Source organism: Microbispora sp. KK1-11 (assembly GCF_006874435.1).
Lineage (GTDB): Bacteria > Actinomycetota > Actinomycetes > Streptosporangiales > Streptosporangiaceae > Microbispora > Microbispora catharanthi.
In genome coordinates, this window is sequence record NZ_VIRJ01000027.1 from 63,045 (window position 1) to 77,238 (window position 14,194).

General features: G+C 69.8%; 12 protein-coding genes and 1 tRNA gene. 8 read left to right on the forward strand and 5 right to left on the reverse strand.

Annotated elements, in window-relative coordinates; genetic code table 11:
- Window positions 1–666: 666 nt before the first annotated feature.
- From FLW16_RS31270 to serS, 4 genes are all read left to right on the forward strand, one after another.
- Complete coding sequence (locus FLW16_RS31270) at window positions 667–1,920, forward strand: glycosyltransferase 87 family protein (RefSeq protein ID WP_142563721.1); 1,254 nt, start codon at window positions 667–669, stop codon at window positions 1,918–1,920.
- 22 nt (window positions 1,921–1,942) lie between these two features.
- A complete protein-coding gene (locus FLW16_RS31275; protein ID WP_142563722.1) occupies window positions 1,943–2,362 on the forward strand; it encodes a DUF4446 family protein in 420 nt (139 codons plus the stop codon).
- Window positions 2,363–2,451: 89 nt separating this feature from the next.
- Complete coding sequence (gene pheA, locus FLW16_RS31280) at window positions 2,452–3,372, forward strand: prephenate dehydratase (RefSeq protein ID WP_142563723.1); 921 nt, start codon at window positions 2,452–2,454, stop codon at window positions 3,370–3,372.
- A gap of 38 nt (window positions 3,373–3,410) precedes the next feature.
- Complete coding sequence (serS, locus tag FLW16_RS31285) at window positions 3,411–4,676, forward strand: serine--tRNA ligase (RefSeq protein WP_142563724.1); 1,266 nt, start codon at window positions 3,411–3,413, stop codon at window positions 4,674–4,676.
- Window positions 4,677–5,026: 350 nt separating this feature from the next.
- Here the strand turns inward: serS and FLW16_RS31290 are convergent, their stop codons facing one another.
- Window positions 5,027–5,230 carry a cold-shock protein gene (locus tag FLW16_RS31290; protein WP_041952879.1) on the reverse strand — a complete coding sequence of 68 codons (204 nt, stop codon included), beginning with the start codon at window positions 5,228–5,230 and terminating at the stop codon, window positions 5,027–5,029.
- Window positions 5,231–5,470: 240 nt separating this feature from the next.
- Between FLW16_RS31290 and FLW16_RS31295 the strand changes: the two genes are divergently transcribed.
- The gene (locus tag FLW16_RS31295) at window positions 5,471–6,268 is read left to right on the forward strand and encodes an HAD family hydrolase (RefSeq protein ID WP_142563725.1); all 798 of its coding nucleotides are present in this window, start codon (window positions 5,471–5,473) and stop codon (window positions 6,266–6,268) included.
- 42 nt (window positions 6,269–6,310) lie between these two features.
- Here FLW16_RS31295 and FLW16_RS31300 read toward each other — a convergent pair whose 3' ends face one another.
- Both FLW16_RS31300 and FLW16_RS31305 read right to left on the reverse strand, forming a co-directional pair.
- A complete protein-coding gene (locus FLW16_RS31300) occupies window positions 6,311–6,838 on the reverse strand; it encodes a bacterial proteasome activator family protein (RefSeq protein ID WP_142563726.1) in 528 nt (175 codons plus the stop codon).
- Between the two features lie 58 nt (window positions 6,839–6,896).
- Window positions 6,897–7,859, reverse strand: a complete 963-nt coding sequence (locus FLW16_RS31305; protein ID WP_142563727.1) for an NAD(P)H-quinone oxidoreductase — start codon at window positions 7,857–7,859, stop codon at window positions 6,897–6,899.
- Between the two features lie 186 nt (window positions 7,860–8,045).
- Between FLW16_RS31305 and FLW16_RS44670 the strand changes: the two genes are divergently transcribed.
- The 3 genes from FLW16_RS44670 (at window position 8,046) to FLW16_RS31325 (ending at window position 12,417) form a co-directional block, all read left to right on the forward strand.
- A complete protein-coding gene (locus tag FLW16_RS44670; protein WP_221891370.1) occupies window positions 8,046–10,385 on the forward strand; it encodes an AAA family ATPase in 2,340 nt (779 codons plus the stop codon).
- A gap of 87 nt (window positions 10,386–10,472) precedes the next feature.
- A tRNA-Ser gene (locus FLW16_RS31315) sits at window positions 10,473–10,561 on the forward strand.
- Window positions 10,562–11,190: 629 nt separating this feature from the next.
- The gene (locus FLW16_RS31325) at window positions 11,191–12,417 is read left to right on the forward strand and encodes a PQQ-binding-like beta-propeller repeat protein (protein WP_185949674.1); all 1,227 of its coding nucleotides are present in this window, start codon (window positions 11,191–11,193) and stop codon (window positions 12,415–12,417) included.
- A gap of 392 nt (window positions 12,418–12,809) precedes the next feature.
- Here the strand turns inward: FLW16_RS31325 and FLW16_RS31330 are convergent, their stop codons facing one another.
- Together FLW16_RS31330 and FLW16_RS45520 are read right to left on the reverse strand one after the other, a co-directional pair.
- Window positions 12,810–13,511, reverse strand: a complete 702-nt coding sequence (locus FLW16_RS31330; protein WP_185949675.1) for a hypothetical protein — start codon at window positions 13,509–13,511, stop codon at window positions 12,810–12,812.
- Window positions 13,512–13,819: 308 nt separating this feature from the next.
- Window positions 13,820–13,945 carry a hypothetical protein gene (locus FLW16_RS45520; protein WP_260615763.1) on the reverse strand — a complete coding sequence of 42 codons (126 nt, stop codon included), beginning with the start codon at window positions 13,943–13,945 and terminating at the stop codon, window positions 13,820–13,822.
- Window positions 13,946–14,194: the final 249 nt, after the last annotated feature.

A 14,194-nucleotide genomic window follows, 5' to 3' on the forward strand; every position in this document is an offset into this window, starting at 1 on the left:
ACGGCGCGAGGTCGGGCAGCGCGGCGGGTGCCGCGGCGTACGTCGCGACCCTGCCGGACCCGTCGGCGGCGGCCAGGGCGGCCCCCGGTCCGATGGCCGCGATCTTCCCTCCGGCGGCGGTCACGGCGTCGGCGAGGAGCCCGAGCCGGGCCTTGAAGGGACCGGACTGCTGCACGGCGACCAGTTCGGACCAGTTCGGGATCGTCGCCGTGCCGCCGGCGCCGGTGACGGGCTCGGAAAGGGGCCCGCAGCCGGTGCCGGGGGCTCCCGCCCGCTGGCCCGCGGAGACCGTCAGCCAGCCGGCGGCCGGGCAGGTCACCGGCAGCCCCTCGGGAGGGACCGCCCTCGTGGACAGCGACGCGCTGGAGCCGCGGGCGGCCAGCCCCCACAGCGCGGGGGTCCGCCGCGGGTCGAGGTCGTCCCAGCGGAGGCCGGGCACCCCGATCACCACGACGCGGCCCGTCACCGCGGCGGCCTGTGGCGCGGCCGACGCGGGAGCGGCGGGCAGGACGAGGGCCGCCACGACGAGCGTCAGGATCGACGCGAAGATCCCCGCCGCGGCTCGGGCCGCCGGGCCCGGAGCCGGCGCTGATCCAGGTGGCACTGTCCCGCGCTCCCTCATGATCGATAACGGTGCGGACACGGTCCACGGTAGCCTGCCTGGTCATGACGACTGGCCGGATCGCCGGGGCCCGCCGGCCCGCCTGGGCGTGGGCGCTCGCCCTGGTGGCGCTGGCCGCTGCGGCGTCGCCGCTGATCGCCTACTGGCTGACCAACCCCGAGGACCAGCGTCTGGTGGACCTGGACGTCTACCGTACGGGCGGCTGGGCGCTGCTGCGGGGTCTGCCCGTCTACGACGTGATCACGCCGGCTCCCCAGTTGCTGCCGTTCACGTATCCGCCGGTGGCCGCGATGCTGGCGGTGCCGCTCGCCATGATGTCGTGGCCGGTCGCGCAGTGGGTGTGGACGGTCGCCATCGTCGCCGTCCTCGCCGTGACGGTCCGGCACGCCTTCCGGGCCTTCCTGGACGGGGTGCGCGGCGCCCTGGCCGCGCCGCTGCTGTTCGCCGTGCTGTGCGCCGCGTGCACCTATCTCATGCCGATCAGGGACCAGTTCAGGTTCGGCCAGGTGGACCTGTTCCTCCTGGCGTTGTGCCTGCTCGACTGCGTGGCGCGCAGGCCGTGGTGGCCGCGCGGGATGCTGATCGGTCTCGCCACGGCGGTGAAGCTCACCCCCGGCGTGTTCCTCGTCTACCTGGCGATCACCGCCCTGCCCGCCCGGGAGGGGGACGAAAGACAGCGCCGTGCCTTCTTCATGGCGGTGTTCACGGCGGCCCTGCTCACGCTGCTGCCGTTCCTGGTGATCTTCGACGACGCCCGGGACTTCTGGTTCGGGGCGCTGCTCGACTCCGAGCGCCTCGGCGCGAACGCCGCCACCACCAACCAGTCGTTGCGCGGCATGCTGCTCAGGCTCTACCTGCCCGGCTGGCTGACCACGGTGCTCTGGCTCGCCGCCGTCGCCGCGATCGGCTGGTACGGCTTCCGCCGCGCCCGGCGGGCGCACCTGGACGGCGACACGACGACCGCGGTGGCGCTCACCGGGCTGATGGCGGTGCTGCTGTCGCCGGTGGCCTGGATCCACCACATCGCCTGGGTCGTGGTCGTGCTCGCGGCCCTCGCGGGGTCCGGGCGCGACCCGGTCCGGCTGCTGGTCGCGGCCGGCGTGTGGCTCTACTACGTGCTGCCCATCCCGTGGTGGGGAGTGGCCCTCAAGGCGCTGGAGGTCCCCGTGCTCAGCCCGGTCGCGGGCAAGATCGTGCAGAACGCGTTCGGGCTCGGCGCCATCGGTCTCGTCTGGCTCCTCGGTTCCTGGCTGCCCCGGCGGCGGACCGCTGTCGCCGTTCCCGCTGCGGCCACTTGACCAATTCATTACGCTCGGTGCCGTGCTGGTTACCGTTGTGGAGATGGCCGGTGTCCTGGCGGGGGTGACCGGTGTGGCCGTCGGCCTGATCGCGCTGCGCGCCGCCCGCCGTTCCGTGGGGGTGTGCCTGGACGCCCTGGATCGGCGGGCCGCCGTCGAGGGCCCGGGGGACAGCAGGGCGATCCGCGACGTGGCGCTGTATCGGTATGACGCGCTCGACGAGATGACCGGCAGGCTGTCGTTCTCGCTCGCGCTCATCAACGGCTTCGGGGACGGCGTCGTGCTGACGTCGATCAACGGACGCACCGAGACCCGCACGTACGCCCGTGCCGTACGCGGGGGGAAGGGGCTGCAGCCGCTGTCGCCGGAGGAGGAGCACGCCGTGCGGGCCGCCAGGCTCGGCATCGGGCCGGAGGTCGAGCCGCAACGCCTCCCCCGCTGAGCCGGGCCGGCGGTTCACGGGCGAAAACAGGTCAGCGCAGGAGTGTCTTCGCATGCCTGCCACACCTACCTGCGGATACCCTTGGGGACATGTCGAAGCTCGCGTACCTGGGGCCTCAGGGCACCTTCTGTGAGGCGGCCCTGCGACTCCTGGAGCCGGACGCCGAGCGCCTGCCCTGCGCCAACGTCGGAGCCGCGCTCGACGCCGCCCGCGACGGCGAGGCGGACGGCGCGGTGGTCCCGCTGGAGAACTCGGTGGAGGGGGCGATCACGCAGACCCTCGACGAGCTGGCCGGGGGGAGGCCGCTCCACATCACCGGCGAGTGGCTGCTCCCGGTCGAGTTCTCCCTGCTGGTGCGGCCCGGCACCGAGCTGGGCCAGATCAAGCGGGTCATCACCCACCCGGCCGCCCACACCCAGTGCCGCGGGTTCATCGAGCGCGAGACGCCCGGCGCCGTGGTGATCGCCGCGTCGTCGACGGCCGCCGCCGCGCAGGAGGTCGCCTCTCCCGAGTCTCCGTACGACGCGGCGATCAGCCCGGCCATCGCCGGGGAGTACTACGGGCTCGACGCGATCGCCTCGAACATCGGCGACCGCTCCGACACCGTCACCCGGTTCATCAAGGTGAACCGCCCCGGGCGGCTGCCCGAGCCCACCGGCGCCGACCGCACGTCGCTCGTGGCCTTCCTGCGCGACGACCACCCGGGCGCCCTGCTGGAGATGCTGAGCGAGTTCGCGGTGCGCGGGGTCAACCTGACCCGCATCGAGTCGCGTCCCACCGGCGACGGCATCGGCCGCTACTTCTTCCACTTCGATTTCGAGGGGCACATCGCCGACGCCCGGGTCGGGGAGGCCGTCGCCGGGCTCCACCGGCTCTGCGACGACCTGCGTTTCCTCGGCAGCTATCCGCGGGCCGACCGGGTTCCGACGCAGATCAAGGAGGGTACGGCCGACGCGGACTTCGCCGAGGCCGCCGAATGGCTCGGAAAGATCCGCGCCGGTCTCGCTTGACGGGCGGGAGCCGCACCGGCTCCGGTAGCCTTTGAGCCGTGATTGACCTGCGAACCCTTCGTGAGGACCCTGACCGGCTCCGGGCGTCACAGCGCGTCCGCGGCGAGGACGACTCGGTCGTGGAGACCGTGCTGTCGCTCGACGAGCGCCGCCGTGCCGCGCTCAACGCCTTCGAGTCGCTGCGCGCCGAGCAGAAGAGCATCGGCAAGTCGGTGTCCCGCGCGTCCGGAGACGAGCGCCAGGCGCTGCTCGACCGCGCGAAGGAACTGGCCGCGCAGGTGAAGGCGGCCGAGACCGAGGCCGCCGCGCTGGCGAGCGAGCTCGACGAGCTGCTCATGACCGTGCCGAACATCGTCGAGGAGGGTGCGCCTCCCGGCGGCGAGGACGACTACGTGGTGCTGGAGGAGGTCGGCGAGAAGCCGGTCTTCGACTTCGAGCCACGTGACCACGTCGAGCTGGGCGAACTGCTCGGTGCGATCGACATCGAGCGCGGCGCGAAGGTCTCAGGCGCCCGGTTCTTCTTCCTGAGGGGCGTCGGCGCGCGGCTTCAGCTCGGGCTGCTCAACATGGCGATGCAGCAGGCGATCGAGGCGGGCTTCACGCCGATGATCACCCCTGTGCTCGTGAAGCCCGAGTCGATGCAGGGCACCGGATTCCACGTCGCCCACGACAAGGAGATCTACCGCCTGCCCGAGGACGACCTCTACCTGGTCGGCACCAGCGAGGTGCCGCTGGCGGCCTACCACTCCGACGAGATCCTCGACCGGGCGTCGCTGCCGATGCGGTACGCCGGCTGGTCGTCCTGCTTCCGGCGCGAGGCCGGGTCGTACGGCAAGGACACCCGGGGCATCATCCGGGTCCACCAGTTCGACAAGGTCGAGATGTTCTCCTACTGCCGTCCTGAGGACTCCCACGAGGAGCACCTGCGGCTGCTCGCCTGGGAGAAGGAGATGCTCGAGAAGGTGGAGCTGCCGTACCGCATCATCGATACGGCGGCGGGCGACCTCGGCACGTCGGCGGCCCGCAAGTACGACTGCGAGGCGTGGATTCCCTCGCAGGGCCGCTACCGCGAGCTCACCTCGACCTCCAACTGCACCGACTTCCAGGCCCGCCGCCTGAAGGTGCGCTACAAGGACGAGGACGGCAAGCCGCACCACGTGGCGACGCTCAACGGCACGCTCGCGACCACCCGCTGGATCGTGGCGATCCTGGAGAACCACCAGCAGGCCGACGGCTCGGTGGTCGTTCCCAAGGCGCTGCGGCCGTACGTGGGGCTCGACGTCCTGGAGCCGCTGTCCCGGTAGATCCACCGGCCCTGATCGAGGACCTCCGGCGTGGTGCCGCCCACCGCGTCCGGAGGTCTTCGTGTCTCACGGTGACGTTCTGTGGCGGGTTCCGGCCGCAGCGCCGGGTCGGCGCCGAATGCCTCAGATGTCCAACGAAAGCGCAATCTGCACCCTTGACGGCAGGGCCGGTCAGATGTGATGTAAATCTCTCGGTTCGGACGGCCTCCGAGAGCGCAGAAGGCCCGCGCGCGTGAAACTTTCATGCGCGCAGGCCTTCCGTGGGTCCGCCCCAACGCTTACGGCCGGACGCCCCCGGACATGCGAAAGGCGGGGCTCGCCACGGCGAACCCCGCCTTCGTCACGTCAGGTCAGAGACCACGGACGTTCGACGCCTGCGGACCCTTCGGACCGGCGATGACCTCGAACTCGACCCGCTGGCCGTCCTCCAGGTTGCGGTAGCCGCTGCCCGTGATGGCGGAGAAGTGCACGAACACGTCGGGCTCGCCGCCGTCCGGTGCGATGAAGCCGAAGCCCTTCTCAGCGTTGAACCACTTGACGGTTCCCTGAGCCATTACTGCTCTCCCTAAGGAAGTGAATCTTGGGGACCACACCTCGTGGACCCCGGGTGTGTCGCACAGCTCCCCGGGTGGCTCATACAGTCAAACTGGTTTTCGCTACGGGAACAGCTAATACAACGCCTTCACATCTAACACTATGTAGCCCGTTGGTGTTCCATGTCCGGGGGAGATTTCTCGCCCCGGGTGTGGCCGAGGGCATGGCACGGCCCATCTCGGTGCACACTGGAACCTGTCATGACCTGCCCCCGCCTCGTCGCCACGGACCTCGACGGCACCGCTCTGCGCACCGACGGAACAGTCTCTCCACGTACCGCCGCCGCCTTCGCCCGGGTGGAGGAGGCCGGCGGCACCCTCGTCTTCGTGACCGGGCGGCCGCCCCGGTGGATGCACACCGTCGCGGGAGCCGTACGGCACCACGGGCTCGCCATCTGCGCGAACGGCGCGCTCGTCTACGACCTCCACACCGAGGAGATCGTCGAGTCGCACCTGATCGACGCCGAGGTGCTCGAAGAGTGCGTCGCCCGGCTGCGGCGGCATGTGCCCGATCTCACGTTCTCGGTGGAGTACGAGGGGGGCTTCGCGCACGAGTCCGACTACGCGCTGGGGCGCTGGGACGCCCGGGAGCTGGCCTACGGGCGGATGGTGGCCATCGCGGCGCTGACCTCCCGGCCGTGCGCCAAGCTGCTCGCGCAGCATCCCTCGATGGACCCCGACGAGTTGCACCGCGGGGTGCTGGAGATCGTCGGCGACATCGTGACCCCGACCCACTCCAGCGGGCGGGCGCTGATCGAGATGAGCGCCTACGGTGTGACGAAGGCCACGGCGCTGGCGACGCTGGCGGAGGAGCGGGGGATCAAGCCCGCGGAGGTGGTCGCCTTCGGCGACATGCCGAACGACCTGCCGATGCTGACCTGGGCCGGCACGTCGTACGCCGTGGCGAACGCCCATCCCGACGTGCTGGCCGCCGTCGATCACGTGACGGCGGCCAACAACGACGACGGTGTGGCGGTCGTGCTCGAGACCCTGTTCTGAGTCGGCGGGTATCGGGGTTCTACAGGTACAGGTACGGGGGTTCTACAGGTAGGGACCGCCCGCGCGGTGGCCCTGGTCGTCCTGCGCGGCCTGGCCCATGCCGCCGGGGAGTGCGCGGCGCATCTGCTCCAGCTGGGCCCTGGCGGCCATCTGCTGGGCGAACAGCGTGGTCTGGATGCCGTGGAACAGGCCCTCCAGCCAGCCGACGAGCTGGGCGTGCGCGACCCTCAGCTCCGCGTCGCTCGGCGGGGTCTCGCTCTCGTCGCTGAACGGCAGGGACAGCCGTTCCAGCTCCTCCACCAGTTCGGGGGCCAGACCCTCTTCGAGCTCCTTGATGGAGCTCTGGTGGATGTCCTTGAGCCGCTTGCGGCTGGCGTCGTCGAGGGGAGCCGCCCGCACCTCCTCCAACAGCTGGCGGATCATGCTGCCGATCCGCATCACCTTGGCGGGCTGCTCCACCAGATCGGCGACGGACCGCTCCTCGTGCTCGCCCTTACCGTTGCCGCCGGAGACCGAAAGGCCCTGCGGCCCCACGACCACGATCTGCGGCGTGCTCTCGTCTGCGTTCATCGATCGCTTACAACTCCTGATTCGCCGGGGCACACCGTGCTCACCCCATCAACTTAACTCACCTGACCAGCAGGAGCTTTCCGATGTGTTCACCCTCTTCGAGGGTCTGGTGGGCACGGGCGGCCTGGTCGAGGGGGATCCGCTCGTGCACCACGGGCCGTACGGCTCCGGCGGTGACGAGCGGCCACACGTTGTCCACCACGCCCCGGCAGATCACGCCCTTGTCGTCCACCGGGCGGTTGCGCAGCCCGGTGGCGTGGATCGAGGCCCGCTTGGCGAGCAGCGTGCCGAGGTCGAGCTCGCCCTTCGCGCCGCCCTGCATGCCGATGACGACCAGACGGCCGCCGGTGGCGAGGGCGCGCAGGTTCCCGGGCAGGTACTTCGCGCCGATGATGTCGAGGATGACGTCGGCCCGGCCCTCGAACCGTTCGGCGAAGTCCTCCTCGCGGTAGTTCACGCCCTCGTCCGCGCCGAGCTCGCGGCAGCGCGCGAGCTTGTCCGCGGAGCCGGCCGTCACGAGCACGCGCGAGCCGTACGCCTTGGCGAGCTGGATGGCCATCGTGCCGATGCCGCTCGCGCCGCCGTGCACGAGCAGGGTCTCGCCCTTCCGCAGGCGGGCGGTCATGAAGACGTTCGACCACACCGTGCAGGCGACCTCGGGGAGACCGGCGGCCTCGTCCAGCGCGATGCCCTCCGGCGCCGGCATCACCTGCTGCCAGGGGACCGCCACGCGTTCGGCGTATCCGCCGCCGGCCAGCAGGGCGCAGACGCGGTCGCCGGGCGCGAGACGCGGGACGTTCTCGCCGACCTCGACGATCGTCCCGGAGCATTCGAGCCCGGGGATCTCGGAGGCCCCGGGCGGCGGCGGATAGAAGCCGCGGCGCTGGAGCAGGTCCGCCCGGTTGACGGCCGAGGCGGCGACCTCGATGACGACCTCACCTGCGCCGGGACGCGGGTCGGGCACTTCCTGCCAGGCCAAAACCTCAGGTCCGCCGGGTTCGGAAATCACGATCGCACGCATGTGACCTAAAGTAGCGTGGCGGAGAACTCGGCGGTTGCCCGCATTCACCGTATTACGTGGCGCTAATCTGCAATGTGTTTGCTACCCCATTAGCCCAGCCCGAGGGGGTACACGGTGGCGAGACATGATCGTGAGGATCCGCATTCTCTCGAGGACCAGCTGGCATGGCTTGACGCGATCAAGGAAATGCCCGACGAGGTGGAGATAGCGGTCAGCGCGGTCACCTCCGCCACGCTCGCCTCCCCACCGCCGCCGCCCGCCGACCCCGAGCCCGCCTCGCCGTACCCCGCCGACCCCTGGAGCCTCGTCCCGTCCGAGCCCGCGTCCGGCGGCCTGCTCCGCGGCGCGGCCGACAGCGCGACCGGTTCCGCGTACGGCGCCCCGGCGCCGGAGGACGCGCAGACTTCCGAGTCGTCGTCCACCGGTCCCGTCCGCGAGCCCCTCTTCGACGCCGGCTATTCGGAGCGTTTTGGGTATGAAAGCGGCGAAAAGTCCGGATTCGGGTCTGGGTATGGCAGCGACTCCGCCTACGGCGAGACGAACTTCGGCGACACGACGAACTTGAGCGACACGGCGGCCTTCGGCGATACGACGGCCTTCGTGACCAGGCCCGAGTCCTCGCCTTCCGAGAAGCGTGAGGACGCGCCGCCCGCCGAGTCGCCCATCGCGCTCGGCAGGGGTGAGGAGCCCACGACCTCGACCGGGCCGGTGAGCGCCCCGTCGTTCGGCTCGTCTTTCGGTTCCTCTTTCGAGGCGGCGACGGAGTCGTCCTTCGGCCAGGCACCGGACCGGTCTGCGGAGTCGTCCTTCCCGGGGTCTTTCGGCGCCTCTTCCGGCGCGGGACCGGAGTCCTCCGAGGGGGCCTCGGACGCCACGCAGGAGACGCCGGGCGACGACCAGGAGCCCGCGGAGGACGACGGCCGCCCCACCCCGCCGCCTGGCGTCCTGAGCGGTCCCTCGTCCTTCACCACCCCCCTGCTCGGCGGTGGCGCCTTCCCCGGCTCCCCGGCGGACACCGACGCCTACAAGAACATCGGCGCGTTCTCCGGCAGCGAGTCGGCCACGACCTTCGTCTCCCCGGCGTCCGGCGCGTCGTCCTCGGCGAAGGAACCGTTGCGGGGCTGGCTGGAGCCGGCCGTGCCGGTGCCGGCCGCCCAGCAGGAACCCGGTGTCCCCGCCGTCCCCGCCGAGCCGGAGGAGCCGCCCGCGCCACCGGAGATCCCGTCTCCGTTCGCGACCCCACGGGCCGAGGCCGCGCCGGACTTCACCGACGACCGTTTCACCGGCTCCCTGCGGGAGGACCTGGCCGCCGAGGAGCGAAAGCCGTACGAGCCGGGTCCGGTCGCGGCGCCGGCGCCCCCGCCTGCACCCGCACCCGCCCCTCAACCCGCACCCGAGCGCGCCTCTGCGCCGAGCCCCGCACCGGTCGAGGCGCCCGCCGTGGAACGGGACGCGGTGGCGGAGCGGGAGGCATACCAGCCCCCGCGCCGGCCGGCTCCCGTCTCCGCCTTCAGCTCGCCCGCGCGTACGACGGGGAAGTCGGCCGGGTCCAAGCCGACCGCCGACAGCCTCGATCCGGTCACCCTGCTGAGGGGGCGGCGGAACGCTCCCGCGACGGGCTGGCGGCGGCTGGTCTACAAGGCGTCCGCCGGGCTGATCAAGCCGGGCGAGGCCCCGGAGGTGCGGCGGCGCCGCGAACTCGTGCAGCGCGCCCGCACGCCCGTCGCCACCGGTCACCACCGGGTCGCCGTGCTGAGCCTCAAGGGCGGGGTGGGCAAGACCACGACGACCGTCGGCCTCGGCGCCACGCTCGCGCAGGTGCGCGGCGACCGTGTCATCGCGGTCGACGCCAACCCCGATCGTGGAACGCTCTCCGACAAGGTCGAGTTGGAGACCGCGGCCACCGTACGCGACCTGCTGAACGAGCGCGCGCAGATCAAGCGGTACGTGGACATCCGGGCCTTCACCTCGCAGACGACCTCGCGGCTGGAGATCCTGGCGTCGGACCGCGACCCCTCGGTGTCGGAGGCGTTCAGCGCCAAGGACTACCACGCGGTGGCGCAGGTGCTGGAGAACTTCTACTCCATCTGCATCACCGACTGCGGCACCGGCCTCCTGCACTCCGCCATGTCGGGCGTGCTCGGCATGGCCGACCAGATCGTGCTGGTCAGCTCGCCGTCCGTGGACGGCGCCCGGGCGGCCTCGGCCACGCTGGACTGGCTGGAGGCGCACCACTACGGCGACCTCGTCCGGGCCGCGACCGTGGTGCTCTGCAGCGTACGGCCCCGGTCGAAGTCCACCGTGGACCTCGACAAGCTGGAGGCGCACTTCGCCGCCCGCTGCCGCACCGTCGTCCGCGTGCCGTACGACGCCCACCTGGAGGAGGGCGCCGAGATCGACCTGGACCGCCTCCAGCAGGCCACCAGGGACGCCTACCTCCGACTGGCGGCCTCCGTGGGCGACGGCTTCGCCGGGCCACACGCGCTGGCCGAGCCCAGGTTCTCGGAGATCCCGGACCACCTGTAGGCGAGGATGATCTCTTTCGCGGTCGCGGTCACCTACGGGAGAGTGAGAGACTAGGCTGCTGCGTGGCGCTCCAGCATGGGGCGCCGGGGAGAGCTCGCCTAGTGGACGATGGCGGCGGTCTTGAAAACCGCTAGGCCGGGTGACCGGTCTCGTGGGTTCGAATCCCACGCTCTCCGCTCGACCAGCCAAAACGGCGTCTGACCAGCGGTTTCGCTCGGTTCAGACGCCGTCGCTCGTTCCGGCCATGCGCAGCCGTGAGCCACCCTGAGCAGCACATCGACGCCATGCCCGGCACGTTCGGCGACCTCGGGAGCCGCTACCCCAGCGTTAAGCCCCAGCGAGACGGCAGCGTGTCGGAGGTCGTACGGCCGGGCCGCCAAGCGGGGAGGCGACCTGTTCCGGGGTGAGGGCAGGGGTTCGCGCCTTCTGCCACGCCTCGCAGTACGTCCCGATGATCCGGTAGGAATTCCCGGTCAGGGTGAGCACCTCGGCATGGTGCACAAGCCTGTCGTTCGACGCCTGTTCCGTACGTCGAGGGCGGTGTGATCTCCCGTCAACGGCGGGAGTTGCCGGCCAAGGACAACCGACCCGGCGGTGACTGATCAACCCTGGGGGGTCGATTTGCCGGAACCGTAGAGGGGTCAGTACGGCGTCCGTTGACAAACACGACCGTCCCAGTGATCGACAAGCCGTTCTCCAGCGCCCGCCCATAGCGTCATTCGGAGCCTTCGCGCCGGGCGCGACTGCAAAGCCGACTCCAGGCATGCGAGCACCCCCGAGGAGAGATAGCGGTGAAGTCCGGGAGATGAAGAATGTAGGCGGGCGTCAGTGGAGCAGATGGCAGCGGGCGGTCACCGGGCTGGCAATCGGCGTTTTGGTTGTCGTCTCAGGGTTCGTGTGGCGGGCAGTGACGGCGACCGTGACCATAACCCCCTCCTGGACCTATGACATCGGCTACGGGACCTCCGCACCGGCGGTGGCCGACGGTGTGGTGTACGTCCTCGGCGGCGAGCTCGGCGAGGACAGGATGTACGCCCTGGACGCGGCGACCGGCAAGCAACGCTGGACCCGCAAACTTCCCAGAGTTCCTTCAGCAGTCGGCTATTCCGATCCTGTGGTGGCCGAGGGTGTCGTATACACCACCGATGACGGCAGGGTGTACGCCTTGGACGCGGCGACCGGCGAGCAACGCTGGACCTATGACACCCGTAACCGCGCCAGGGTCGACTTCGGCCCGGCGGTAACCGGCAACGCCGTGTACTTCAGCGATGGGACGGGCAGGGTGTACGCCCTGGACGCGGCCACCGGCAAACAACGCTGGACCCACAAAACCGGCCGCGGTGGCTTCAGACCGGTGGTGGCCGGGGATGTCGTGTACGTCGGCGACGAAGTGGGCAGGATGTACGCCCTGGATACGGCGACCGGCGAGCAACGCTGGACCTATGACACCCGTAACCGCGTCAGGGTCGACTTCGGCCCGTCGGTAACCGGCAACGCCGTGTACTTCAGCGATGGGACGGGCAGGGTGTACGCCCTGGACGCTGCGACCGGCAAACAACGCTGGACCCACCAAATCGGCTTCGGCCTCTACGTCCGTCCGGTGGTGGCCGACGGTGTCGTGTACGTCGGCAGTGCCAGGGTGTACGCCCTGGATGCGGCGACCGGCGAGCAACGCTGGATCTCCGAAACCAGCGGCCCCTACGTCAGTGTGACGCTGGCCGGCGGTGTCGTGTACGTCCGCAATATCGAGGGCGATATGTACGCCCTGGACGCGGCGACCGGCGAGCAACGCTGGACCTACGAGGTTTCCGATGGCGACTACTACCCCGATGATTCGGTGGTGGCCGACGGTGTGGTGTATCTCGACGATGACGGCGAGAACATCGTGCACGCCCTGGACGCGGCGACCGGCGAGCAACGCTGGACCTATGAAACCGGAAGCGAGATCTACAGGCCGGTGGTAGCCGACGGTGTCGTGTATATCTCCACCAGCAGCGACAAGGTACATGCCTTGAGAGCGGCGACGGGATAAGGCCGACCAGCCGTTTCTGCCCGCCAACCGGCGACATCTGCGACAGCGCCGCCGCACGATCTACAACCCCTCAAACAGCCGGCACACGCCCGCCGTTAGGCCCGGAGCACGGTCTCCACCCCCGGGCAGTTAGAAGTCAGCCAGATCGAAGAGCGGTGGAGCATGAGCCCGCCGCCGAGATATCGGCAGTTCCTCCTGTTCTCCAATGGTTGGGGCGTCGATGAGTACTCCCTCACCGGGAGCGGTGTGCCGTACATCGGCAACCAGCCAAAACGGCGTCTGATCAGCGGGGTCGCTCGGTTCAGACCCCGTTGATCGTTCACCCGTGCGCAGCCGTACGCCACCGTGGGTCACCGGCGGTCGCTGTCGGCTTCCTCGCCGTCTCGCCGGTCTCAAGCGCTTGAGCGGGCGAGTGGATCAGAGGCCAGGCGGCGGAGGGCCATGGCCGTTTGGATTGCCTGGCCGGCGAAGGGCTCAGGTCGTCTGCCGGACTCGATTGCTTCAGCGACGGCGAGAAGATCACCGGCGGGCATCAGCGGGGTGTGTACATCGCGAAGGTACAGCCGCCCGCTAGCAGAGGCAGATTCCACTATCTGCAAGTAGGGGATGCGTCGTCCGCTTGTGGCATCCAGACGCACGTACGCCGTGGACAGGCCGAAGCGCTTGGACTTCAGGGCCCCTTGGATGACGAGCACCGTGCCGAAGAGGTCGGCGCGAAAGCGCAATACCCGCACGCTCAGGTAGGTCATCGCGAACACGGGAACGAGGCCGATCGCCGCGACTCCTGCGAACAGGACCAGCGCGGACGAAGCCTCGCAGCCCAGATAGTTCCTTATTTCCTCCTGCCGGCGTGGCGGAGCATCCGGAATGTACTCGCAGAGGACCGGCCCATGTAAGGCTTCCTGAAATGTCGACGACTGCACGAGCGTGAGCGCGGATATGGCCAGGTAGAGAAGGATGAGAAGAGTGGTCGCCGGGATAGCGGTCTTGGCCAGGACGGACGGGCCTACGTGGAGCCGCAGAGAGGAAGTGGCCACCCGATCAAGGCTATAGATCTGGTGCTCTTGTGCCCAGACCTGGCTGGGCGACAGCAATGCAGGGCGCACCTTGGACGAGAAGCATTGTGCGGGGATGGGCGGAGCTTGAACTTCATCGCGTCGCAAAATGTGCTCTTGGTCGAGGCTGACAGCACGAGGATCAGAACTATGAAGGCGATCCCCAGGAGCTGACGTAGCGTCTGGGAATCGCCTTCCAGGGGACTATCAACCAAGCGCGTGGTCGATTCTCTCGTCGGAAATGTCTACGTCGCTGCCAAAGCAGTTGGCGTACACCTTGAGCTGCAATCCCGACTCCGCCCGCTCGGCCACGTCGGGTGCCGTCACTCCGGCATCGAGCCGGAGGCTCACCGTGGGTGGCCCAGGTCGTACGGGGGAGCCGCCAGCGGGGGAACGACCTCCTCGGGACGTTCGGAAGAGGCGCCGGTCATCGTGGGGCCGAACTCGCCGATGCGCTCGCGGAGAATGGTCACCAGCTCGGGTGGATCGGGAGGTTGTCCTCATCTCGCGACGCCGCGCCAGCGGATTCGCCCCCGTTGGCGCGTGCGGACCAGGCATGGATGCCCGGGAGGTGAGAGGTCCGGTGCCCCGTGGACGTGGCCGGGGATCGTCGTCCGATGCCGGTGAAAATCGGGTGACCGTTCCGCGTCGCTTGCCGGAAATCCGGTCTGGGCGATGAGTTTTGTCGGTGGTGGCTGTCAGGCTTGCCATGAACCACGAAT